Origin of the sequence: Bradyrhizobium sp. 197 (genome assembly GCF_023073375.1) — a bacterium.
GTDB lineage: Bacteria > Pseudomonadota > Alphaproteobacteria > Rhizobiales > Xanthobacteraceae > Bradyrhizobium.
The window spans coordinates 55433-80240 of record NZ_JADPJJ010000143.1 but is presented as its reverse complement, the minus strand read 5'-3'; the positions used below and the strand labels follow the sequence as shown (position 1 = coordinate 80240).

The following is a 24808-nucleotide window of genomic DNA, read 5'->3' as shown; positions in this document are numbered from 1 at the left end:
CAGCTCCCCTTGCCCCTCACAACGACAGATGCGCGTCGCGGATGTCCGGACGCGCGTCGAGCTCGGCCATGGTGCCCCCGAAACAGATGCGGCCGCGCTCGATGATATAGGCGCGATCGGAGATCAACCGCGCGAAATGCAGATTCTGCTCGGAGACGACGATACTGACGCCCTCCTTCTTCATGGTCAGGATGGCCTCGACCATCTGCTCCACGATCTTCGGCGACAGGCCCTCCGAGGGCTCGTCGAGCAGCACCAGCGACGGATTGCCCATCAGCGTGCGTGCGATGGTGAGCATCTGCTGCTCGCCGCCGCTCATGCGGCCGCCCGGGCGATTTTTCATCTCGCCCAGATTTGGGAACAGCGAAAACAACTTTTCGCGGGTCCAGTGCGGCGCGTTCGGACGCTTGGGCTGGCGGCCGACTTCGAGATTCTCTTCCACCGTCAAATCAGTGAAGATGCGTCGCTCCTCAGGAACGTAGCCAAGCCCATCCCGCACGATCTCATGCGTAGGACGTGCAGAGACATCTCTGCCTTCGAACATGATGCGTCCGCTACGTTGCGCGACGAGGCCGACGACCGAGCGGAACGTCGTCGACTTGCCGGCCCCGTTGCGCCCGAGCAGCGCCACCACCTCGCCCTCGCCGACCTCGAAGCCGATGTCGAACAGGATATGGGCCGGGCCGTAATGACTATTGAGGTCCTGCACCGTGAGCTTCATGCTGATGCTCCCTCGCGATGCCCGGCATCGTATAGCAGACCCTCGCCGAGATAGACCGCCTGCACCTGCGGATTGCCGCGCACCTCGGCCGGCGAGCCCTCGGCGATCAGCGTGCCGCGATTGAGCACGATGATGCGGTCGGCGTGTTCGAACACCACGTCCATGTCGTGTTCGGTGAAGAGCACGCCGATGGCTTTCTCCCGCGCGATCTGCGCGGTCAGCCGCATCAGATCGACGCGCTCGCGCGGCGCCATGCCGGCGGTCGGCTCGTCCATCAGCAGCAGCTTCGGCTGGTTGGCCAGGGCGACAGCCAGCTCGAGCCGCTTGAGATCGCCATAGGCCAGCTCGCCACAGGGACGATCCGCGTAACCGCCCATGCCGACCAGTTCGAGCAGGCGACCGGCTTCGCCGCGGCCGTAGCCCGGGGCCGATCCCCAGAGATTGAACAATTGTTTTCCGTGCGAGATCAGTGCGACCTGCACGTTCTCGCGCACCGTCATGGTCGCGAAGGTCGCGGTGATCTGGAAGGTCCGGCCGACGCCCATCCGCCAGATCTCGCGCGGCTTCCTGCCGGTGGTGTCCTCGCCAAGCAGGCGCACGTGACCAGTATCAGGCCTGTTCTGGCCGTTGAGCATGTCGAAGCAGGTGCTCTTGCCGGCGCCGTTCGGTCCGATCAGCGCCAAAATTTCGCCGGCGCGCAGCGAGAACGAGACGCCGCGCACGGCGTGGACGCCGCCATAGGATTTGGTGAGACCTTCGACCGCGAGAAGTGGGGGGGCGACACTCATTCGGCGGACTCGATCGGCTTGGCCAGCAAGGGTGATCCCGGTGGCGATGTCTTCCCGCGGCGCTGCGCCAGCATCTCCAGCATGCCGACGATGCCCTTGGGGAAGACGACGACGATCAGAACGATGAAGCCGCCGAGCACGAGTTTTGACAGGTCGGTCTGGCTGATCAGCCAGATGTTCAAAGCCTTGTAGACGATGGCGCCGATCACCCCCCCCGACACCGTCTCGACGCCGCCCAGCAGCACCATGACCAGCGCATCGACCGAGAGCGAGATGCCGAGATTGTCCGGGAAGACACTGCCCTTCAGGTAGGCGAACAACGCGCCGCCGATTCCGGCAGTCGTGCCCGCGATCACGAACGCCGTCCACTGCATCCGCTTGACGTTGACGCCGACGGCCTCGCTGCGCAGCGCCGAATCGCGTGTCGCCCTGAGGGCATAGCCGAACGGCGAGAACACCATGGCCCGTAGCGCGATCGTCACGAGCGCTGCAACGCCGAGCGACAACCAATAGAAGTTCGATGGGCTGGCCGCCCATTTTTCCGGCCAGACGCCCAGAATGCCGTTGTCGCCGCCTGTTACGCTCACCCACTGGAATGCGATCGACCACACGATCTGTGCGAAGGCGAGCGTGAGCATCGCGAAATAGACGCCGGACAGCTGCACCGCGAAGAAGCCGAACACGGCGGCGCCCATGCAGCCCAGCAGCGGCCCGAGCAACAAGCACACGATCATCGGCAGCCCCGCCATCTTGGCGAGAAAGGCCACGCCATAGGCTCCGAGGCCGAAATAGGCGGCGTGGCCAAAGGACGCGAGCCCGCCGACCGACATCAGGAAATGCAGGCTGACGGCGAAGATCACGAAGATCGCGATCTCGGAGCCGACGGTGAGCGCGTAGTTGCCGGCGAACAACGGCAGCGTTGCCGCCACGATGAGCGCTGCAAGCGCGGCCAGCCGCTCATTCGACGTCAGCGGCCGCCAGGGATTGACGGTGAGACCCGGCGTCTTGCGCGCGGGGGCCTCCGGTTTGCCGAACAGGCCCCACGGCCGCACGATCAGCACCGCCGCCATCACTAGGAAGACCAGAATGATGGAGATTTTTGGAAAGATCAGGATGCCGAAGGCGTTGAGTTCCGACACCAGCACCGCCGCGACGAAGGCGCCGATGATGCTGCCGAGACCGCCGATCACGACCACGACGAAGACCTCGACGATGATGCGCAAATCCATCGCGTGATGCACGGCATCGCGCGGGATCTGGAGCGCACCACCCACCGCAGCGAGGAAAACGCCGACTGCAAACACGCTCGTGAACAGCCATTTCTGATTGACGCCGAGCGCTGCGACCATATCGCGGTCCTGCGTCGCCGCGCGTACCAGCACGCCCCAGCGTGTGCGCTGGAACAAAAGCCAGAGAACGCCGAGCACCACCGGGCTGAGCACGATCAGGAACAAATCATAGCTCGGGATGTGCTGGCCGAAGAAATCAATCGCCCCCCTGAAGCCGGGCGCGCGGCGGCCGACGAGATCATCGGGACCCCAGATCAGCACGACGAGGTCCTCGACCATCAAGGTCAGGCCGAAGGTCGCGAGCAGCTGGAACAGTTCGGGTGCGTGATAGATGCGCCGGAGCAGCACCATCTCGACAATGACACCGATCACCGCCACGACAAGCGCTGCCATGACAATCCCGCCCCAGAAGCCGAACGTCCCCGACAGGCGCTCGGTGAGCGTGAATGCGATATAGGCGCCGATCATGTAGAAGGCGCCGTGCGCGAAATTCACGATCCGCGTCACGCCAAAGATGATCGACAGGCCCGACGCCACCAGGAACAGCGACGCTGCGCTGGCGAGACCGGTTAGAAACTGTACGACATAAAAGGCCATCGGCGGTCCGGGTTAAGCGTAAGTCGCGATATCGGGCTTCATCCTTCGAGACGGCGCTACGCGCCTCCTCAGGATGAGGCCCGGGATCCTCATGGTGAGGAGCGCGGCAGCGCCGCGCGTCTCGAACCACGAGGCCCGGTCTCTCTTTGCATCAATCCTTCGGACGCAGCTTCCCGACTTCGGCGTCGCTCGGCAGATAGTCTCCGCCCTTCTTGTAAGACGAGTCCACCATCACGCCCTTGCCGTCCTTCAGCGCGGTCTTGCCGACATAGGCACCCAGCGTGGACTGGTGATCGATCTTGCGGAAGGTGATCTCGCCAAACGGCGACGGCATCGACAGCCCTTCCGCGGCAGCAATCAGCTTCTCCGGATCGGTCGAGCCGGCCTTCGCCAGGATCGCCGCTGCCGACTTGATGGTCTGGTAACCGACAATCGAGCCGAGGCGCGGATAGTCGTTGTACTTGGCCTGATAGGCCTTAAGGAACGCGTCGTGCTCGGGCGTCTTGATCGAGTACCAGGGATAGCCCGTGACGATCCAGCCCTCGGGCGTCTCCTCCTTGAGCGGATCGAGATACTCGGGCTCGCCGGTGAGGAACGAGACGACCTCGCGTCCCTTGAACAGGCCGCGGGTGTTACCTTCGCGCACGAGCTTCACGAGATCGGCGCCGAAGGTGACGTTGAGGATCGCCTCGGGATTGGCCGCGGCAACGGCTTGCACCACCGGACCCGCGTCGATCTTGCCCTGCGGCGGCCACTGCTCGTCGACCCACTGGATGTCAGGCCGCTTCTCCGACATCAGCTTCTTGAACACCGCGACGGCGGACTGGCCGTATTCATAGTTCGGCGCGATCGTCGCCCAGCGCTTGGCCGGCAGCTTGCTGGCTGCTTCGACGAGCATTGCCGCCTGCATGTAATTGGAAGGGCGCAGTCGGAAAGTGTATTTGTTGCCCTTCGACCAGGTGACGGCGTCCGTCAGCGGCTCGGCCGCCAGGAAAAACACCTTCTTCTGGTTGGCGAAGTCGCTGACTGCGAGACCGATGTTCGACAGGAACGTACCTGTCAGCATCGCCACGCCCTCGCTCGACACCAACTCGTTGGCCGCGGTCTGCGCATCCGCCGGCTTGCCGCCGTCATCCTTGGAGATGACGACCAGCTTCTTGCCGTTGATACCCCCGGCCGCGTTGATCTCTTCGACCGCGAGCTGCCAACCCTTGCGATAAGGCTCGGTGAACGCCGGCAGCAACGAATAACTGTTGATCTCGCCGATCTTGATATCTTGCGCCAGGGCCGAATGAGCCATGCCGCCCGCCAGAAGCGCGAAGGCCGCGCCGACAAAAGTGTTTCCTGCTCGCATCCCAACCTCCAGTTTTGAACTCTCTACGTCGTCGGCATGATCTTGTCGGAGAACCTGTGCCCGCTTCTCCGGATCATGTTCTATTTCAAACCGTCTTCGCCCTTGATCTCCGCAACCGTCAGCCCGCCGACGCGCGGCAGCGGACGGCCGCTGTCGGTGACGGCGACCGCGACCATGATCTCGTTGGCGCGCGGCGCGTCGTTGATCTGAACTTCCATGCCGTCAAAATGACTGCGCACGAAGGCTGCATCCTTGTGGCCCAGCGGAATGTCCAGCGTCGTGCCGGGACCGCTGCGCTTCTTCGACGACGGGATCAGCGCAGCGCCCTTGCTCAGCACCTTGCGCACCGGCGCGCCCATCTTCGGGTGAAGGATCGCGGCTGCATGCTCCAGCTCGCCGTTCTCGCCGACGGCCGCGGCCTTGCCGTAGCTCTGCGCCTTGGAACCGTCGATGCCGAGCGCAGCCACCGCGCGCTTCGACAGCAGTTCGCCAAGCTCCTCGCCGATCGCGATCAGCGGCGAAAGGTCCTCGACGTATTTTCCGGCAAAGGGATTTTCGATCACGGCGATTGCCGCCGCGCGCCGCGTCGGCGGCGAGACCTGACGGCCCATCTCCATCTGCGTCTCTTCGACGACGGTGACGATCTTGCGGATGATCGCGCTCATAATTGTTTCCCCAAGTCGCTTCCCCGTTCAGGCATGAACCGCGTTCTCCAGCTCAAGCGGGCGCGATCGTTGCAGTTCAATATCTTTCGTTCCGATGACAAGCATATCACCACAGAGCTGCAATACGGCACCCTCGATCAGTCCACGATCGAACAATTTCCGTGCACATTCCGCGCCAGATTCGAGCGCCGTTGCGATTTCAGCCCGCGACAGTTCACCGACATCGCGGGTGACGAGACGCGCGCCGAGATCGCTATCGGGCTGAAGCTCGCTAGCAGGCTTTCGGATGATGGCGGGATGCCCCGGCAGGTCAACCGCGTTGGCGATGAACGTCGCCGCCGCATCGGCCTGCGACGCCGTTCCCGCCAACACAGTCACCGCATCGGCGATGCCGAGCGAAAAACTGCGACCGTGGCGACCGCTGGTGGCGATGCCGCGCACGAGGTCATTCGCCTCGACCCTCATGGCCCGCATCACGCCGTCGCGATCGGGGCGATCCATCAGGCCGACCGAGAAATGCTCGCCTTTGTCGAGATGGAGAGCAATATCGCCGCCATTATTGACGTAAGCTTGATCAAGCGACGCCGCGCCGAGCATCGCGCCGAGAACCTCCTCCGCCACGCTGCCGGCTACCGCCGCCATTGGCGTAATGAAGTCATCAACGGCATAAGGCGCGACCGCGGCGTGCATGCGGCGCGCCACAACGCCCTTCAGTGATGTCCGTTTCGGCTCAGCGGCCGCCCGCAGCTCAGGCAGTTCCGCGCAGAGCTCGTCGAGCAACCCGGTGAACCGGCGCGCCGCCGCCTCATAGGCTGCACGCACTTCGCCCGGCTCTCCCCTTGCCTCGATGATCAGATCAATCGGTCCATCCTGCAAATGCAGCCGCCGGCCATCAGACAGCAACGCGATTTGCGGGAGCCTTGTCATACGCGAGGCCCCGGAATCGGGTTCTGCCAGGGCAATTGGCGGACATCGTCGCCGCCCTGCACTTCGGAGAGCGGCTTGACATAATCCATGTGCCCGCCGAGCGCGGCATAATCGGACAGCTTCATCGTGAATTCGATCGGCGCGACCAGCGCGGGTGTGGGCACGTAGCCGAATGCCCCCGCCGGCATCTGCGCCACGTCGACCATGTAGGTGATGCCGCCTCCGGGCCAGACATAAACAGGCGCGCCGCCACTGGTGACGCGCGTCAGCGCGTCCTTCACCGAACGCGTCAGCCGCACCGGATTATCGGTGACGCCCGCCCGCAGCGAGCCGCCGGCGCCCGCCATAAACAGCACCGTGCATAACGCCGGCTCGCAATTCTCCTGGATGCGCTCGACCGAAAACTTGAGGTCATCAGGCATCTCGGTCTCGACCGGCTTCAGGGCCTCGTCGAGCACGTAATAAGACGAATGCTCGCCGGTCGTGGAGACCATCAGCATCGAGAGACCGGCCTTGGCTTCCTTGGCATCGAACGGCCCGAGGATCGCGAGCGGGTCGGAGATATTGGTGCCGCCCCAACCCGTACCGGGCTCGGCGACCTGGAAATAGCGGCCGGGCGTCGAGCGACGCCCCTTCATCTTGATGCCGGTGTCGGCGATATCGAGCAGCTTGCCGGCCTGGTGCTCGCTGAGCACGCCGGTGATGTGGTCATCGACCACGACGACCTCGTCGACCTTGCCGAGCCACTGCTTTGCGAACATGCCGATCGTCGCGGAGCCGCAGCCGACGCGCATGCGCTCTTCTTTCATGCCGTTGACGATCGGCGGCTGGCCGGCCTGCACCACCACGCTCGCGCCGCCGTCGATGGTGAGCTCGACCGCCTTGCAATTGGCGAGGTCCATCAGCGTGTCGCAGGTGACGCGGCCTTCCTTTTTGGAGCCGCCGGTCAGGTGATGCACGCCGCCGAGCGACAGCATCTGCGAGCCATATTCGCTGGTGGTGACATGGCCGACTGCCTCGCCTTGTGCACGGACGGCCGCGGTCTCCGGGCCGAGATAGCGGTCGGTGTCGATCTTCACTTTGATGCCGCAATAGGAGAAGATGCCCTCGGTGACCACGGTCACCATGTCGACGCCCTCGACTTCGGCGGAGACGATGAACGGCGCCGGCTTGTAATCAGGATAGGTCGTGCCCGCGCCGATCGCGGTGACGAAGGTCGAGGGCTCGTGGACAATCCTGCCGTCCCAGTCCTCGGTGCGGCTGAACGGGACGAGCTTGCCGCCATGCGAGACGGTGCGCTCCAGGATCACATGCGGATCGACGCGGACGAGCTTGCCGTCGTGATTGGCGTAGCGGTCGCAGGCGCCCGCCGCACCCGGCTTGATGTAGCACATCACCGGACAGGCATCGCAGCGGATCTTGTCGATGGCAGCGCTCGTCGTTTCCATGTGCAAGCCAGCGGAGGTCGCGGTTATCATTTGTATACGAACGATGTTGCGCGCGCTCCGGAAGGCTGTCAAGCGGCGGTGCGGCGCAAAAGATGCGCATGCCGCATAAAACCTCATTTGCCTCTCCGCACTGTCCACAAAGAAGGCATTCGCGCTGCACTGCGGCATGCGCGGCTTGCACGTTTGTGTACAAACGGTATCGTCGCAACGTAGATTTTTCGCGAAGCTTTGGCCGCAGGCTTGGGAACGAGGATGACGCAGACACCGATCCGCCTCACCGTGAACGGCAGGATCCACGAGATCACTGCGGCGCGCCAGACGCCGCTGCTCTATGTGCTGCGCAACGACCTCGCGCTCAACGGTCCGAAATATGGATGCGGCCTCGGTGAATGCGGCACCTGCACTGTCCTGATCGACGGCGCCGCCGCGCGCTCCTGCGTCATTCCGATCAGTGGCTGCGCCGGCCGCGACATCGTGACGCTCGAAGGGCTCGGCAGCCGCGACAAACCCGATGTCGTGCAGCAGGCCTTCATCGACGAACAGGCGGCGCAATGCGGCTACTGCCTCAACGGCATGATCATGACCACCAAGGCGCTGCTTGCGATCACCCCCCAGCCCACCGAGCAGGAGGCGCTGGCGGCGCTGCGCTACAATCTCTGCCGCTGCGGCACGCATATCGATATCCTGCGCGCCGTGATGCGTGCGTCTGGCCAGCTCGCCGAGGCCGGTGACTGATGGCGTCCCCTGCCTCGAACGGAGCAGAGCGGCCATCGGGTTCGCTCGTCGTCGTCCGCACGGTGGACGAATGCACATCCGAGACCTTTCTCCGCATCACCGTAGACGGGTCGGTCACGGCCTATAATGGCCATGTCGATCTCGGCACCGGCATCCGTACTGCGCTCGGGCAAATCGTGGCTGAAGAGCTCGACGTCTCCTTTGCGCGCGTCGTCGTCGTGCTCGGCGATACCGCGATCGTGCCGAACCAAGGCCCGACGATCGCGAGCGAGACCATCCAGATCACCGCCATTCCCCTGCGCAAGGCCGCGGCGCAAGCGCGACACTTCCTGATCGCACGTGCGGCCGAATGGCTGGAGCTGCCGGCTGCCGACCTCACAATCGAAGACGGTCTCGTGCGCGGGCACAATCGCAGCGTCAGCTACGGCGAACTGATCGGCAGCGAGACGATCCGCCTCGAGCTTGCCGATGACGTCGCCGTGAAGCGTGTCGGCGATTACGCCATCGTCGGCCAGTCGATGCCGCGGGTCGACCTGCCGGCCAAGGCCACGGGCGAGCTGACCTTCGTGCACGACATCCGAGTATCAGGCATGCTGCACGGCCGCGTGGTGCGGCCGCCCTATGCCGGCGTCGACGCCGGCCCGTTCGTCGGCACCAGTCTGATTTCGGTCGATGAATCCTCGGTGCGCGACATTCCCGGTCTTGTTGCCGTCGTGCGCATCGGCGATTTCGTCGGCGTGGTCGCCGAGCGCGAGGAGAATGCGATCCGGGCGGCGGAGCAACTTGCGGTGAGCTGGAAGCCCACGCCTGATCTGACCGATCTCGCCGACATTGAGACGGCTCTGCGCGCCAACCCGTCGACGCCGCGCACGCTGATCGACAAGGGCGACGTCGATGCGGCGATATCAGGTGCGGCCACGCCGATGCAGCGCACTTACGTCTGGCCTTATCAGATGCATGCCTCGATCGGCCCGTCCTGTGCGGTGGCGGATTTTCAAGACTGCAACATCCGGGTGTGGTCGGGCACGCAGAACCCGCATGTGCTGCGCGGCGACCTGGCGCTCTTGATCGAGCGGCCGGACAGCGAGATCGAGGTCACCAGGTTAGAGGCAGCCGGCTGCTACGGCCGTAACTGCGCCGACGATGTCACCGCGGACGCGCTGTTGCTCTCGCGCGCGGTCGGCCGGCCCGTGCGCGTGCAGCTCACGCGCGAGCAGGAACACGCGTGGGAGCCCAAGGGCACCGCGCAACTCATCGACGTCAATGGCGGATTGGACGCAGACGGCAACGTCGCTGCTTACGATCTCGCCACGCGTTATCCTTCGAATGCCGCACCGACGCTGGCGCTGTTGCTGACGGGGCGGATATCGCCGAAGCCGGACGTCCTCCAGATGGGCGACCGCACTGCGATCCCGCCTTACGATTACGACCACATGCGCGTCGTCGCCCACGACATGGCGCCGATCGTGCGCGCGTCCTGGTTCCGCGGCGTCTCGGCGCTGCCGAACACCTTTGCGCATGAATCCTACATCGACGAGGCTGCGACCGAGGCCGGCGTCGATCCGATCGAATACCGCCTGCGCTATCTCAAAGACCGGCGCGCCGTCGATCTCGTCAATGCGGTCGCCGAACGCGCGGGCTGGACGCCACGGCAGGTTCGCGAGGAGAAGAATGGCGAGATCGTCCACGGGCGCGGCTTTGCCTATGCACTCTATGTCCACAGCAAATTTCCCGGCTATGGCGCGGCGTGGTCGGCCTGGGTCGCCGACGTTGCCGTGAACAAGACCACCGGCGACGTCAGCGTGACGCGCGTCGTCGCCGGGCAGGACTCCGGCCTGATGATCAACCCCGACGGCGTACGCCACCAGATCCACGGCAACGTCATCCAGTCCACCAGCCGCGCGCTGATGGAGCAGGTCTCATTCGAGCGCGGCACCGTGGCAGCGCGCGAATGGGGCGCCTATCCGATCATCCCCTTCGCCGACGTGCCGAAGATCGACGTATTGTTGCTGCCGCGGCCGGACCAGCCGCCGCTTGGCGTCGGCGAGTCCGCCTCGGTTCCGAGCGCTGCGGCGATCGCGAACGCGATCTTCGACGCAACGGGCGTGCGCTTTCGCGAGCCGCCGTTCACGCCCGAGCGTATCCTTAAGGGGCTGCACGGCGATGCATCGATGATGCCGCAGGCCCTGCCCGCGCCTGCTACACCGCAGCGGTCTCGCATCTGGCAAAATCCGTTCGCCGAACGCGCCGGCCTGTTCGCGACGGTTGCGGCCGTCTGTACCGCGGTAATCGGCATCGGTGCGGCTCTCTTGCCTGGCCGCGCCATCGCGCCGATCGCTCGACCCGATGCATCTGTCTATTCCGCGGCGACCATCGCGCGCGGCCAGCGGCTTGCGGCGCTCGGCAATTGCGCGGAGTGCCACACCACGATCGGCGGCGCGCTCAACGCCGGCGGCCGTGCTCTGGAGACGCCGTTCGGCACGATCTACGCGACCAACATCACGCCAGACGCCGAGACCGGCATCGGCGCATGGTCCTATCCTGCTTTCGAGCGCGCGATGCGCGACGGGCTGCATCGCGACGGCCGGCGGCTCTATCCCGCCTTCCCCTACACGCACTTTTCGAAGACCAGCGATTCCGACATGCAGGCGCTTTACGCCTACCTGATGGCGCAGCCTGCGGTGCGCGCGACGCAGCGTGCGAATACGCTCGCCTTCCCGTTCAATCTCCGCCCCCTGCTTGCCGGATGGAATGCGCTGTTCCACCGGACGCGCGAGTTCAAGCCCGATCCGGCCAAGTCCGAGGTCTGGAATCGCGGCGCTTATCTCGTCGAGGGTCTCGGCCATTGCAGCGCCTGCCATTCGCCGCGCAACGCGCTCGGCGCCGAGCAGCGTGAGGCCTATCTCGCCGGCGGTTTTGCCGAGGGCTGGGAGGCGCCGCCGCTGACGTCGCTCTCGCACGCGCCAATCCCATGGAGCGAGGACGAGCTTTACGCCTACCTTCGCACCGGCCAGTCCCGCTATCACGGCGTCGCGGCCGGCCCGATGGCGCCGATCGTCAGGGATCTCGCGGTCCTGCCCGACCAGGACATCCGCGCCATGGCCGTCTATCTCAATTCGTTCAATGACACCGCGATCGAGGGACAAACGCAGGACGCACTCGCCAGCAGGCTCGAAGCTTCGACGCGAGTCACGGTCGCTTCTTCCGCGGGCACCCGGCTCTATCAGGGCGCCTGCGCCGTCTGCCACGAGGTCGGCGGCCTGCCGCTGTTCGGCGCCCGCCCCTCGCTCGCGCTCAACAGCAATTTGCACAGCGAGACATCGGACAATCTCGTGCAAATCATCCTGCACGGCATCGCCGAGCCGGTGTCGAGCGATCTCGGCTACATGCCGGCATTCAAGAACAGCATGAGCGATGCGCAGGTCGAGGAACTCGTCACCTTCCTGCGCAAGCAGTTCGCACCGGACAGGCCGGCATGGAACGGCGTGCGCGAGACAGTCACGCGCCTCCGGACCTCAGCACATTAAGCGTGCTTCTTCACGTCCACCGGCGGTGTGCCGTGGGTGTGGAAGGACTCGATCGTCTTGAGGCCCCAGGCCTGCCCTTTCTTGCGCTCCTCTTCCGTCCACACGATCGGCTTCCAGTCGGGCGCGAGGATGAGGCGCGCGCCGGCATTGGCGACTTCGACACGGTTGCCGCCGGGCTCGTAGACATAGAGGAAGAAGGTCTGCTGGATCGCGTGCTTGTGCGGGCCGGTTTCGATGTGGATGCCATTCTCCAGGAAGATATCGGCGGCGCGCAAAACCTCTTCGCGGCTGTCGAGCGCGTAGGTGACGTGGTGGAAGCGGCCGGGGGTGCCGGAATGGTCGAGCGAATAGGCGAAATCGTAGCTCTTGTTCGACATCGTCAGCCACATCGCCGCTTCGCGGCCGTCGTTCAGCACGATCTGCTCGGTGAGGCGGCAGCCGAGATAATTCTCGAAGAATTCGCGGTTCGCCTTGATATCGGTGGCGAGGCAGTTGAGATGGTCGAGGCGGCGGACGTTGACGCCGCGCGCTGGAAAGCGCTGCGCCTGGTTCTTCAGTGCGGGCTTCAGCTCGGGCGGCGCCTGATACCATTCGGTCTCGTAATAGAGCTCGACGATGTGGCCGTCGGGATCGCGGCAGCGGAAGGTCGGCCCCTGCCCCATGTCGCCGTCGATCCAGCCGATATCGAAGCCGGAGCCTTTCAGCGCGGCGACGCGGCGCTCCAGCGCCTGCTGGCTGCGCGCGCGCAGCGCCATGTGCTCCATGCCTGATGTGTTCGACGCCGTGAGCTTGAGCGAATAGCGCTCGTAATCGTCCCAGCCGCGCAAATAGACCGACTCGCCCTTTTGTCCGCTGACGGTCATGCCCATCACGTCGACGAAGAATTTCAGGCTTTCGTCCGGCTTGGGCGTCAGCAGCTCCATGTGGCCGAGATGAGCAAGATCGAAGATCGGTTCGGGCTGCATGGTTTCCTCCAAGGCGTGGCTTGCGATCCGCCGGACCGGATCCGGCGATCTGGCGCAGGCTGTAATCCGCTCACGCGCCGGTGGGCGGCACTGAGGCCGCCGGTTCATTTGTACTAATGTACAAATGATTAGGTCCCGTCAACAAACTCGTCTTATCGAAGCCTACCCTGATACTACTCGATCGGTCGCCCTCCCATCGTCGATTCTGCGCCAACCTCTACGGCCTAGTCGCGCAAGACTTGGGCATTCACGCGCGGCGATTTGCCGTCCGGTCCCGGTTTATCTTGACGACGCACGCTATCTCAAGCTGTATGGTGGGAACCCGAGCAGCAGCCAAGCGCTCGGTGCGCCGGGAGTCGGGGGAAGCTCGATGGCCAAGCAATCCGGGAGCACGGGTTCGGCCGGCAGTTCGACGCCGGGGGGATCGATCGCCACGATTCGCGCGTTCGGCATCGAAGACACCGACATCAAAAATCCCGAACTCCTCCCACGCCTCGCGCAGGAATGGACCTATCTCCTGCGGGTTCGCTCGCGCTGGGCTTCCGATTCCGACTTGCGCAAATCCATCGGCAAACGTGCCGCCAAGGACCTCGCCCGCGTCGGCGTGTCGTCCAAACGGTTGCAGGACCTGGCGCACGTAGACCGTATCGAGGTCGAACTATACGACTGGGATCGTCAAGATAAAGAGGCTTGCGCGATCCATGAAGCCGCCTGCGAAATTCCCTGGGAATACCTGCTCAGCGCCGGCACGCGCACAGAGGGCCGTTACCACGGCACCTTGATCTCGCGGCTCTTCAGCAGCGGTTTTGCGAAGGTCAGGCCTCACGCCCCGAACAGCGTCCTTTTCGTCGAAAGCGCGCCCGGACGCTTCGGTGACAAGTACGACTTCAAGGACGAGGAACAGCGTATCGATGCCGCGGTCGGTGCATCCAACAGACCGGACGACGACCCATACCGCACGATTCTGCGAACACCCCAGAAAACTGAACTCGCCGAGAAAGTCCGCAGTGCGAACTGGGAAGCGATCCACGTCACCGGGGTCGATACTCACCATGCCGGGTGGATCATCGATGATTTCTATCCGAACATGAAGAAGAACAACGAGGCGCTCTTCAACACGATCATCGACAAGGCCGGACGGCTGCCTGATGGGATGATCCTTCGCCAGGCCCACGAAAGCGAGCTTCCCGTTCTGTACGAAGAGCTTGCCGAGACCCTTGTGAACCCAACCACCCCACCCCGGATCGTGACGCTCAATCTTTACTATTCCGGCGCGCGTATCGCGCGCGAGTTGGTCAGGAAGGGAGCCCATGTCGCTCTCGGTTTTCTCGACGAGATCGATGACGATGTCGCGGAGCTGTTCTTTCAAACATTCTATTGGAACTGGTGCCACGGAACGGATCAACTGATCCTGTCGATTCCGGATGCGTTCCTGATGTCGTGGAAGGCGATGCCGTTGGACGTGCATGGCACATCGATCGTGATCTGGATGGGACGCAGTATTTTCGCGCCGGGCACCGAATCCATCCCGAAGCCGACGTTGAAATCCAGTCCGGCAAACAGATCTAGTCCGGCAAAGAAGAAGGCATCTTCCCGAAAGAAGAGGGCAGCCTCATGATTCCGATCAAGGTGGACCTGGGGGTCGCTCCGGAAATCAACTACTCCCTGCTGCACAACAACAGGACCTTGCTCGATAAGTTGACGCTGACCCGGCTTATTCAGCATCCTGTCGATGCGATCACGATTCAAGTCGAGCTCTGCGTCGGCGCCGAGAACTACCCTTACCGCCTTACGATCCCGGTCATGACAGAGTTGCAGCTGCCGCTGTCCTCCAAGGTGATCGTTCCCCTCACCGCCAGCCTGACGCGCTCGCTGCATGAGCGGGTGCAGTCCGCGGTGTACGTGAAAGTGACTTGCGCAGGAGAGACGGCGTTCGAGGAAACCAGACGTGTCACGCTGATCCCCGTTGACGAATGGATCGATGACACCAAGAACAACCCGTGGCTGCCCTCCTTCGTGCTGCCCAGAGATCCCGCAATTCTTGCGATCATCCGCGCCTCGCGACGCTACCTGATCGGCATTCTCGACGATCCCGGAGCCGGGTTCGACGGCTATCAGCAGGACGAGGATGGCGCCGTCGACCGCCAGGTTCAAGCCATCTGGACCGCGCTCGTGAACGAGTATCGCTTCCAGTACATCAACCCTCCTCCTGCCTATTCCGAGCAGAGTCAGCGGCTGCGCACGCCGAGCGAGATCGTCGCGTCCAACACCGGCACCTGCATCGACCTCGCGCTGCTGCTCGCCTCGTGCCTCGAATATGTCGGCATCTTCCCAGTCGTAGTGCTGCTCAGCGGACATGCCTTCGTCGGCTATTGGCGATCGGAAGAGGCGCATGACGACTTCGTGGGCGTGATCAAGATACCGGCAACGGTGCCGAGCGTCGGGGACGCGGCCACCAGGGACGCGGGACTGCCCTACGTCGATCCCTACGGCTGGAGGCTCACCAAGATGAGTTACGCCGAGATCATGGCCTATGTGACGTCGGGCGACCTCGTGATGCTGGAAGCCACCTACCTGACCGGGGCCTACAGCTTCAAGGACGCGCAAACCGAAGGACGGGCCAATCTGCGTAGCCAAAAGGAATTCGACAGCATGCTCGACATCCAGCACGCACGAAGCCTGAGCGTCACCCCGCTTCCAATCATCGATGAATGACGGCATCGCACATGTCACAGTTTGTTGCGGAAGACCCCGGACGTTTCCTGTCGCAGATCAAGGCGGTCGCGGACAACGACGACCTGTTCGTGCCTCTCTATGTCGATCACGACGACAGAACGGACTCTGTCGCCGGCCTGCGCCGACGCAGACGGCGCGCGTCCAACACACCCGACGACAACATTCTTGCGGCTTCGCTGGTCGAGGAAAACGGTGTCCTGCGCTGGTATGACGGCGTTCCGGCACGCGCGGAAGCGCCACAGCGCCGTCGACGCGCACGGCGGGCCGGAGGGCCGCCGCCACTTCCCGATCAGACGGTGATCCTGACCAAGGAGTTTCCAAGGCTCCAGCCGAACAGGGCCGCCGCAGCCATCGGCGCTATCGACATGCGCCTCAACTCCGCAATCGACGTCTCGCTGCGCTCACACATACGCCAGCTGCGGGGCGGTCCGTCCAACTTCGTCATCGACGCCGCCGATGCCCACGGCCCCTTCAAGGGGCGCACCCTGCTGCTGGTCCACGGCACCTTCTCGAGCGCCGTCAACATGATCGGCGAGTTCCAGGCGACTGCCGACGGCCAGGCGTTTCTTGGCGCCGCCCTGAACGGACCCAACAAGTACGATCAGGTTCTCGTCTTCGAGCACGCGACCCTTGCCGTCAGCCCGGTTCTGAATGCGCTCGAGCTTGGGCGCGCGTTCGTCGATGCAATTGGACAAATCGACGTCATCGCCCATAGCCGCGGCGGCTTGATCGTGCGGTGGTGGCTGGAGGCGTTCGGCCGCTCGCTCGCCGCCACGACACGCGTCGTCTTTGCGGGCTCGCCGCTTCACGGCACCTCGCTTGCCGCGCCCGACAAGCTCCAGCATGCGCTGAGCCTGCTTTCCAATGTCGGCACCTTCGCCGAGAAAACGTTACAGCTCGCCGGTGGGGCCAATCCGTTCCTGTGGGTTGCCGGCAAGCTGGTCGAGGTGGTGATGACCTTCACCGGCACGCTTGCCCACACGCCGCTCCTTGACGGGCTGGTTGCGCTGGTTCCAGGGCTGTTCGGACAATCCATGATCGAAAACAATTACGAACTTAATCTGCTGCGGCTCGGTCCCTGCACGACTCAGCCCGCCTACTTCGTCGTGCAGTCGAATTTCGAGACGACGGATCCCGGCTGGCAGTTCTGGAAAAATTTCAGGGCACTGCGGATCGGCGACCTGGCCGCCGACGAAATCTTTCCCGACAAGAACGATCTCGTGGTCGATACGGTCTCGATGTCGGACCTGGGAGCGACGGGCTTCCCGCTCGCCATCCACGGCGTCGAGGATTTCGGCAACTCGCCCGACGTTTGGCACTGCAATTATTTTCGCCAGGCCAAAACCATCGGCTTCATCCGGCGCAGCTTGGCCTAATCCCCCGGAATCGACGGCTTTGTCGCATGCTCGCGGAACAGCGCGCGCAATTGCCGTCGCAGCGGCACCAGCGGCTTCGACGCGGCACCTGTACGCGCAGAAAGGTCGATGTCAGATCATATAGTAAATCATTCCTTAACCCACCCGCACCCCCAACCGGCCTGGAAAAGCGGCATTTCCCGGCCGTTTCCGCCCATAAGTATGCATTAGGAACAAACCTCACGGCCGAATTGTCGCGGATTTAAGGAAGCGCGCGCGGTTGCCGTTTAACCGTTTGTCCAGCGACGGCCGCGCATAGTCCGGGCAAAGCACTTGCTCTTGCCAGGTTCATTCATTGTGACATCCTTTGGACGCGTGATTTCGGTTCGCGGATCGCTCGCGCGGGTCGGGCTGCTGGCTGAAAGCCGGATGCCGGACTCGGAAGTTCGGGCCACCGTCGGCCGTTTCGTCAGCATCCGCTGCGCCAGCTCGGTCATCGTCGCGATGATCACCGAGGTGTCCTGCGAGAACCTCTCGAGCACCGACAATTTGATCGCAATCGCCTCGGTGGACCTGCTGGGCGAAATCCTCAATGCCGCCGGCAAGGCCAAATTCCAGCGCGGCGTCACCAACTATCCGACCATCGGCGATTCCGTCGACCTGATCACGAGCCAGGAGCTGCGCACGATCTACGCGCCGACCGGCTCCGACCAGATCAATGTCGGCTTCCTTCAGCAGGATAGCTCCGTCGTCGCCTATGTCGACATCGAGGAAATGCTCTCCAAGCACTTCGCGGTCCTGGGATCGACCGGCGTCGGCAAATCGACCGGCGTGTCGCTGCTGCTCAACGAGATCCTCAAGGCACGCCCGAACCTGCGTATCTTCCTGCTCGACGTGCACAACGAATATGGACGCTGCTTCGGCGACCGCGCGCTGGTGCTCAACCCGCGCAATCTGAAACTGCCGTTCTGGCTGTTCAATTTCGAGGAAATCGTCGATGTGCTGTTCGGTGGCCGCGCCGGCGTGCCCGAGGAGCTCGACGTCCTCGCCGAGGTCATTCCGCTCGCCAAGGGCGTCTACACCCAGTACCAGAACGCCGACCGCATCGGCCTGAAGCGCATCGATCCCAAGCAGATCGGCTACACCGTCGACACGCCGGTGCCCTATCGCCTGGTCGATCTGATGTCGCTGATCGACGAGCGGATGGGCAAGCTCGAAAACCGCTCCTCGCGTATCATCTATCACAAGCTGATCTCCCGCATCGAGGCGGTCCGCAACGACCCGCGCTACGCCTTCATGTTCGACAACGCCAATGTCGGCGGTGACACCATGGCCGAGGTGATCAGCCATCTGTTCCGCCTGCCGGCCAACGGCAAGCCGATGACGGTGATGCAGCTCGCCGGCTTTCCGGCCGAGGTCATCGACTCCGTCGTCTCGGTGCTGTGCCGGATGGCCTTCGACTTCGGCCTGTGGAGCGACGGCGTTTCGCCGATGCTGTTCGTCTGCGAAGAGGCCCACCGCTACGCCTCCGCCGATCGAAATGTCGGTTTCGGGCCGACCCGCAAGGCGGTGTCGCGCATCGCCAAGGAAGGCCGCAAATACGGCGTCTATCTCGGCCTCATCACCCAGCGTCCCGCCGAACTCGACGCCACCATCATCTCCCAGTGCAACACGCTGTTCACGATGCGTCTTGCCAACGAACGCGACCAGGCGCTGCTGCGCGCCGCGGTGTCGGATGCGGCCGCGAACCTGCTCTCGTTCGTGCCCTCGCTCGGCACCCGCGAAGTGCTGGCGTTCGGCGAAGGTGTCGCACTGCCGACACGGCTGCGCTTCAAGGAGGTGCCGCCGCACCAGTTGCCGCGCGGCGAAGCCACCATCAGCAGCGTGCCGTCCGTCACCTCCGGTCACGACATGCATTTCGTCGGCGCCGTGCTCGAGCGCTGGCGTGGCGCCACCTCGCAGCGCGACGTGCCGAATGACCCGGTGTTCTCGGCGCCGCCGGCCAAGACGCTCTCCAACGTCGAGGCGCCGATGCTGCAACCGTCGATGGGGCTGGACCCGGACCGCTTCTCGCTGCTGAAGAAGCCGCTGCGGTAAGGCAACGCTGGTCCCCAACCTCGCGAGGGCGATAGCCCTTGGCCAAGTTGAGCACGACGCCCGCATCGACTATGGTTGCCGGCCCCAAGCCGGAATCCATACCAATGACAAAGTCCGCCGCGCAACGCTTCCCCGCTCCCGCCCTCGACGCGCTCCCCGACGATATCCGCACGCGCCTCCTCGCCGTGCAGGAGAAGAGCGGCTTCGTGCCGAACGTGTTTTTGACGCTGGCCTACCGCCCGGACGAGTTCCGCGCCTTCTTCGCCTATCACGACGCGCTGATGGAGAAGGACGGCGGACTCACCAAGGCCGAGCGCGAGATGATCGTGGTCGCGACCTCGGCCGCCAATCAGTGTCAGTATTGTGTGATCGCGCATGGCGCGATCCTGCGCATCCGCGCCAAGAACCCGCTTATTGCCGACCAGATCGCTACGAACTACCGCAAGGCCGACATCACGCCGCGGCAGAAGGCGATGCTCGACTTCGCGATGAAGGTCTCGGCCGACGCGCAGCGTACCTCCGAGGAGGATTTCGCAGCACTTGCCCCGCATGGCTTCAGCGACGATGACATCTGGGACATCGCCGCGATCTCCGCTTTCTTCGCGCTGTCGAACCGGCTCGCCAATTTCACCGGCATGCGGCCGAATGAAGAGTTCTATCTGATGGGACGCTTACCGAAGAAATGACCGAGCTCGACTGGCCCGAAATCCTTGCCCGTCTCGGCGCCGCGACTGTCGCCACCGGAGCGATCGGGCTCGACCGCGATCTGCACGGCAAGCCGATCGGGCTGAAAACGCTCGGCATCGTCGGGCTCTCCACCGCGACCGTCGTGCTGCTGGCGGTGCAGTTCGCCGAGGCGGGCAAAATGACCGATGCCACGAGCCGGGTCATCCAGGGCATCCTCACCGGCATCGGCTTTCTCGGCGCCGGCGTCATCGTCCACGAGGGCCACCGCTTCCGCGTGCGCGGCCTGACCAGCGCCGCCTGCACCTTCCTCGCCGCCTGCATCGGCATCGCCTGCGGCGCGGGAGAATGGAAGATCGTCCTGGTGGCGCTGGCGCTCGCCTTCGTGCTGTTGACAGTCGGCCGCCGCATCGAGCGCCTTCTGCACCGGATGGTCGGCGGCAAGGACGAGGCGCACGAGACGGAAATGCCGGAACATTAGAGCGAGTTCGACACTGGCGGATCACCGGTTCGGTACCGGTGATACTGTGGCAACGCGCTGGGCGCTGCATTCGAATGAGCCAGGATCGGAAAAGCCATCCTGGCGGGAGTCCGCGAGAACGCAGCGCACGTGTGTGCGTTAGAACTGGGCTTGGCCTACAACGCCGGCGGGGCGACCGCTAACGATGATAATGCCGCGTTCGGCAAGTGACCCGCCGCGTCCGTCCGGCGCGGTTACCGTGATAAGGTGCCGTCCGTCTTGCAATTGCGCGACGAGTTCGTACCCAAGGCCTAGGTCGCCCTCCAGATCCGAATGCCACCGAATTTCATCGGACCGGACAACACCGAGCCCGCGGCAGTCGATCATCGCGCCCAACGGCACGGCGCCTGGCGCGATCGGACACTGGGGATCAGGCAGTCGCAAATAAAGCCGGCGACGGCTGCGCTGCAGCTCGAATTGAGAGCTGTCGGCGCTCGCGCTCCGAAATTCCGCGGTTGCAATGGCGCGGAAGAAACAGCGTTCGCCGCCAGGCAAGCGTTCGCTTTCCACCAGCACCTCGCCATCTGGAGGATCAAACGCGACCGGTTGCCATGTCTCGCGATCATCACCGCTGAACAGCACGACTATCGACGGCTGGGCCCGCGGATGACGCGCGTGCACGCGCAGCGCGAGGAATTGGTCCCGCCGCTCGGGGCCGCTCATATCGACCTGCGGCGGTTCGCCCACTTCGAAGGTCGCGAGCGGTTCGCGGCCATCATGCAACGAGATGGCAGCAACTTCCTCGCTCGGCCATTCGATCGCTTCATGCAGATCGTAGAACGGCTCGCGGTCGAGCGGAACGGCTACACCTCCTCCACAACAGCCGCAGGTCGCTTGCGCGCGTGTGTAGAGACAATGATGAGTCGCAATGATCCGGCGATGGGCATCGAGCAGATCAACCGAGAGCGGCGAAATGGCGCCATCGCTCGGCCGCGATACCATGCCGGCGGCTTCGATCCGGTAAGCCTTGCGAATCTCGATGCGGTTCTCGTCGCTGACGCGGCGATGCACCCGCACTGCCAGGATCAGGAGCGAACGAACGCGACGCGGATCGGCCGGTGCGGATTGGTGATTCTCGCGCGCATTAAGGATCTTCAGATAGGTGTACGGCGAGATCCACTGCTTCGACTTGTAGGACATGACGTCGGATGTGTCCGACGGGCCGAACAGCGTCGGCGGCGTCGTTCCTGGATCGATGCCGACTTCGCCGATGGAGGTCTTGCTTCCGCCATAGTTTGGATAGTTCGGGTCATCGCTGCTGTCGCCTGGCACCGCGACGTGGTTGCAGGTGAAGACGTGTCCCATCTCGTGGGCGAAAATGAAATCGTAGGCAAAACGTGTGTCGCTCCCCGCGAAGGCGGCGCCGACGCCTTCAGCGCGACCGCACCCAGTGTTGTAGGTGCCGGCAGCGGCGGGAACAGCTGCGCTCGGCACAAACGCGAAGACAATATCGCCGAGCTGGAACAGAGCGGTGAAGATGCGCGTGACAGCCAAGTCAGCGAGCAGGCCGGTCCACGCGGTGTTGCAACCTCCACCCGTTGCGGCGGACGCAAATGCTGCCGAGCTGTTCGTCGATGTGCCAAGAATCGTCGTCTCAAAATAGGGGAACGGCAGCATCCGTTCGGCCGTGCGCATCGTGCTGAGCATAATCGCGTCGGCGGGGCTCGTAACGTTGCCGGAGCTGTCGGTCCAGTTGACCCTGGCGACGGCAACACGCGGCGGCCGCACATCCATAAAATCGATATAGCGCCCGGTCATGGCGCGGTCCCGGGGCGCGGATAAAGCGCCGTCGCTGCCAGCACGCCAGAGCCGGACGGAGAGATAAAAGTGGCCGGTCCGGCAATACCATGCTGGCACGAAAAAATTCAGCGACGAATTGACGTGCGCGAGGTGGAACGCAAGCGCGCCGGGTCCACCAACTGGGACCGTCAACTCGTTGTCCCACAGCTCGCGCGAGAGCTCGTTACGCGCGCCGAGCCGGGTCCCGTCGGCACGCGTAGGGCCGGTGCGGTAAACGATTCGATCGCCAACCGAAAGCACCAGCTCACCTGTAACGCGTGCGCCAGTGAGTGTGTCCGGCTCGGCAACGCCGGGCTGCACGTATGGATAGGCACGCACCACCAGCGGCTTGAGCGCAACGAGCGGGATCGAATTGTCGTCGCCGTAGCTGACGCCGACGGCGCCGTTGTACTGGATTGATTGGGTCAACTCGAGGCCGGCCAGCGCGAGGTGTCGCCTGGGCCAAAGTACGTCCGGAAGCTGATGCTGCGGGTCCCAGGGGAGCGGTAGTTGCTCGAGATCCGGCTGCACTGGCTTGCCGCGAAAAGGGCCAGCAAGCTGCCGCGCGACCGCCGCCACGATTGCGTCGAGTTCAGGACGATCTTGGGCGTTCATCTGGCGCTCCATGAGTGTCGGGCGCAATTTTCAAAGCGTCGGCCGCAACGTTACCGGGATCATGGAAAACTCTGCCATCCGCAGCACGCGGCGCCTTTCAGCCCCCGCGGGTGTGATGCAGAACCCGGCGTGGATAAGTCTGAATGGACTACGCAAAGGTTCATTGGTTGGGGTCCTATGTGAGGTTCCCAAGGCCGCTTCATCGCCTTCCCTTGCGCTAAAGCGTTTTCGAACCAAGTGGATACCGACGCCCGGCCCTACTACCGCTGCGTTGGCTACGGGCTGCGACTATGCCGTTAGCGCTTCGCCATCAACTCGAGCGCCGGCGCAAAGCGCTCGGAAAATGTCAATGTCCTGGTGTGATGAACTGCGGCAAACGAGGCCGAGATCCCTGCTGAGGCGACCGCGAGCAAGGCAACGGCGAAAACCAGACGGCGCATTCCTGCCTCCTGTGTGAGCTCAATTGCCTCAAAGATGGACCGGCTCTGTTTCAGGACCGCTTCATTGGGCGCGGGAAATGATTTCGCTCAAGCGGCTGTGATGAGGTCCGTTTTGTGGTGCCGCACGCCGTGCTGAAGTGAGCGTCTCGCCCTAATCATCCTCCGCCGGTCCGCACCAGCCGGGCAGATAGATCGCATCCTTGCTCTTGGCTGAGGACATCGCCTTCTCGAGCGACTTGTCGAAGTCGGCATCCACCGCCTTGCGCGACAGTTTTCGGCGCAGATAGTCGGCCCACAGGAATTCGGAGAACGGCGTGGTGTCCTTGGCGAAGCCGCCCATGCGGCGAAGCTCACCGGCAAGGCTCCGGAACGGATCGTCCTTGAGATCGACGATCGATTTCGGCAAATCGCGGAACGGCCGCCGCTCACCCTTGGCGTCGTAGGGATAGACCCAGCGCTTGTTGTCCATCACGCCCCAGAACGCCTCGCGCTCGACCATCCTGAGGTCGCCGACGATGGTGACCAGCACCTCCTTGACGCCCTCGTCATGCAGCGCGCGGCCGAGATGATGATGGTCGATCACGTAATAGCGCCCGCTGGGGCCGTGCACGACGGGGATCATGTGCCTGCCGAGCAGATCGGCCTGCTTCTTCTTGTCGTGCTCGCGCCAGCGCTTGCGCTTCTCCTTGACCTCGCGCATGCCGACCGTCATCTGCGTCGGCCGAAGCGACAGGATCGGCACCGGATGCACTCTCGGCTCGCGCGTGTTGGTGGTCATGGTCGAAGGGCCCTTCCATGGTTGCAACTGGGTGGTTCAAGTTCCCTGGACTATGCCACGGGCTTCGCGCCGGCAAAATGCATTCAGCTGGCCGTAGAGTTATTGCAACGCACCGCCTGCAGCCCGGACGTCGGTTCCGTGATCACCGCAGCCCGAGCAGGATAGTGCGAATGCGCAATGCACGTGCGCGTTGAGAAGATTTTCTGCAACGCGTTCACCACGTATGCTATCTAAAAATCGCTGCTTCGGAGTGATCCCTGCACCATGAAAACCCAGCGGCCCATAAGCTCGGATGACGAGCACCGGGTGCTCCAGTTCAGGCCGCGCACCTCGCCTTCCCCGACGGCCTCCCGGGGCAACGGTACCGTGCAGCAATTGCGCGTCGGGCCCGAGCCGCTCGACCTGTCGCGCTACGAGCAGGCCCGCCCTGAACCGGACGATTTCCGCCATCGCATGCTCGCCAACATCGCAGCACTGGCCTTCACCATCGCGCTGACCGCGATCGGGATCTGGCTTGCGGTGAGCATCGCCGATCTGCGCCGGACCCAGGATTGCGTGCTGGTGGGCCGCCGCGACTGCCTCAAGATCACGACTCCGCACGCCTAGGCGAGATATCTGGCAGCGCCCGCGGCCGGCCCTCGACCGAACGGGTACCCGCCGGCATCCCCAGCCCTGTCCCCACCCCATCCGGCTCCATTGAACTCAGGGCGGCGCTCCGATATACGGGCTTTCGACCCGGCCAGAAGGGGGTTGAGGGCGTCATCAGGGGCGCGATGCAGACCCACCGT

20 protein-coding genes are annotated in these 24808 nt (G+C 63.8%); 9 read left to right on the top strand and 11 right to left on the bottom strand.

Features of this window, described 5'->3' with window-relative positions:
• Positions 1–16: 16 nt before the first annotated feature.
• From IVB27_RS31685 to IVB27_RS31655, 7 genes are all read right to left on the bottom strand, one after another.
• Entirely contained in the window at positions 17–721 is a 705-nt protein-coding gene (locus IVB27_RS31685) for an ABC transporter ATP-binding protein (RefSeq protein ID WP_247446739.1), read from the bottom strand.
• Positions 718–1509 carry an ABC transporter ATP-binding protein gene (locus tag IVB27_RS31680; protein WP_247446738.1) on the bottom strand — a complete coding sequence of 264 codons (792 nt, stop codon included), beginning with the start codon at positions 1507–1509 and terminating at the stop codon, positions 718–720. The genes IVB27_RS31685 and IVB27_RS31680 overlap by 4 nt, the downstream gene beginning before the upstream one ends.
• Positions 1506–3395, bottom strand: a complete 1890-nt coding sequence (locus IVB27_RS31675; RefSeq protein ID WP_247446737.1) for an ABC transporter permease — start codon at positions 3393–3395, stop codon at positions 1506–1508. Before IVB27_RS31675 ends, IVB27_RS31680 begins: the two co-directional genes overlap by 4 nt.
• A gap of 151 nt (positions 3396–3546) precedes the next feature.
• Entirely contained in the window at positions 3547–4749 is a 1203-nt protein-coding gene (locus IVB27_RS31670) for an ABC transporter substrate-binding protein (protein WP_247446736.1), read from the bottom strand.
• Between the two features lie 80 nt (positions 4750–4829).
• The gene (locus tag IVB27_RS31665; protein WP_247345560.1) at positions 4830–5414 is read right to left on the bottom strand and encodes an amino acid synthesis family protein; all 585 of its coding nucleotides are present in this window, start codon (positions 5412–5414) and stop codon (positions 4830–4832) included.
• A 27-nt stretch (positions 5415–5441) separates the two neighbouring features.
• Complete coding sequence (locus IVB27_RS31660) at positions 5442–6341, bottom strand: UPF0280 family protein (RefSeq protein ID WP_247446735.1); 900 nt, start codon at positions 6339–6341, stop codon at positions 5442–5444.
• Positions 6338–7789 (bottom strand): 6-hydroxynicotinate reductase, encoded by a 1452-nt coding sequence (locus tag IVB27_RS31655; RefSeq protein ID WP_247446734.1) that lies wholly within the window; start codon positions 7787–7789, stop codon positions 6338–6340. The genes IVB27_RS31660 and IVB27_RS31655 overlap by 4 nt, the downstream gene beginning before the upstream one ends.
• A 252-nt stretch (positions 7790–8041) precedes the next feature.
• Between IVB27_RS31655 and IVB27_RS31650 the strand changes: the two genes are divergently transcribed.
• Positions 8042–8524, top strand: a complete 483-nt coding sequence (locus tag IVB27_RS31650; RefSeq protein WP_247446733.1) for a (2Fe-2S)-binding protein — start codon at positions 8042–8044, stop codon at positions 8522–8524.
• A complete protein-coding gene (locus IVB27_RS31645; protein WP_247446732.1) occupies positions 8524–12051 on the top strand; it encodes a molybdopterin cofactor-binding domain-containing protein in 3528 nt (1175 codons plus the stop codon). The genes IVB27_RS31650 and IVB27_RS31645 overlap by 1 nt, the downstream gene beginning before the upstream one ends.
• On the opposite strand, the gene IVB27_RS31640 is transcribed toward IVB27_RS31645, so the two are convergent.
• Positions 12048–13016, bottom strand: coding sequence for a catechol 2,3-dioxygenase (locus tag IVB27_RS31640; RefSeq protein WP_247446731.1), 969 nt, complete (start codon positions 13014–13016; stop codon positions 12048–12050). The two genes, IVB27_RS31645 and IVB27_RS31640, sit on opposite strands and share 4 nt — an antisense overlap.
• A gap of 370 nt (positions 13017–13386) precedes the next feature.
• Here IVB27_RS31640 and IVB27_RS31635 point away from each other — a divergent pair, with 370 nt between their 5' ends.
• The 6 genes from IVB27_RS31635 to IVB27_RS31610 all read left to right on the top strand — a co-directional run bounded on the left by IVB27_RS31635 (position 13387) and on the right by IVB27_RS31610 (position 20369).
• Complete coding sequence (locus tag IVB27_RS31635; protein ID WP_247446730.1) at positions 13387–14634, top strand: hypothetical protein; 1248 nt, start codon at positions 13387–13389, stop codon at positions 14632–14634.
• Positions 14631–15731, top strand: coding sequence for a transglutaminase-like domain-containing protein (locus IVB27_RS31630; protein WP_247446729.1), 1101 nt, complete (start codon positions 14631–14633; stop codon positions 15729–15731). The genes IVB27_RS31635 and IVB27_RS31630 overlap by 4 nt, the downstream gene beginning before the upstream one ends.
• A gap of 11 nt (positions 15732–15742) precedes the next feature.
• Positions 15743–17128, top strand: a complete 1386-nt coding sequence (locus tag IVB27_RS31625) for an esterase/lipase family protein (protein ID WP_247446728.1) — start codon at positions 15743–15745, stop codon at positions 17126–17128.
• A 336-nt stretch (positions 17129–17464) separates the two neighbouring features.
• Positions 17465–19204: an ATP-binding protein gene (locus IVB27_RS31620; RefSeq protein ID WP_247345535.1), complete on the top strand. Its 1740-nt coding sequence runs from the start codon at positions 17465–17467 to the stop codon at positions 19202–19204.
• A 104-nt stretch (positions 19205–19308) separates the two neighbouring features.
• Entirely contained in the window at positions 19309–19890 is a 582-nt protein-coding gene (locus IVB27_RS31615; protein WP_247345533.1) for a peroxidase-related enzyme, read from the top strand.
• Positions 19887–20369 (top strand): MgtC/SapB family protein, encoded by a 483-nt coding sequence (locus IVB27_RS31610; protein ID WP_247345530.1) that lies wholly within the window; start codon positions 19887–19889, stop codon positions 20367–20369. The genes IVB27_RS31615 and IVB27_RS31610 overlap by 4 nt, the downstream gene beginning before the upstream one ends.
• 138 nt (positions 20370–20507) lie before the next feature.
• Here IVB27_RS31610 and IVB27_RS31605 read toward each other — a convergent pair whose 3' ends face one another.
• From IVB27_RS31605 to IVB27_RS31595, 3 genes are all read right to left on the bottom strand, one after another.
• Positions 20508–22814, bottom strand: a complete 2307-nt coding sequence (locus IVB27_RS31605; RefSeq protein ID WP_247446727.1) for a hypothetical protein — start codon at positions 22812–22814, stop codon at positions 20508–20510.
• A 284-nt stretch (positions 22815–23098) separates the two neighbouring features.
• Positions 23099–23242 (bottom strand): hypothetical protein, encoded by a 144-nt coding sequence (locus tag IVB27_RS31600; protein ID WP_247446726.1) that lies wholly within the window; start codon positions 23240–23242, stop codon positions 23099–23101.
• Positions 23243–23393: 151 nt separating this feature from the next.
• Positions 23394–24020 (bottom strand): ParB-like protein, encoded by a 627-nt coding sequence (locus IVB27_RS31595; RefSeq protein ID WP_247446725.1) that lies wholly within the window; start codon positions 24018–24020, stop codon positions 23394–23396.
• A gap of 264 nt (positions 24021–24284) precedes the next feature.
• Between IVB27_RS31595 and IVB27_RS31590 the strand changes: the two genes are divergently transcribed.
• The gene (locus IVB27_RS31590; protein WP_247446724.1) at positions 24285–24626 is read left to right on the top strand and encodes a hypothetical protein; all 342 of its coding nucleotides are present in this window, start codon (positions 24285–24287) and stop codon (positions 24624–24626) included.
• Positions 24627–24808 lie beyond the last annotated feature (182 nt).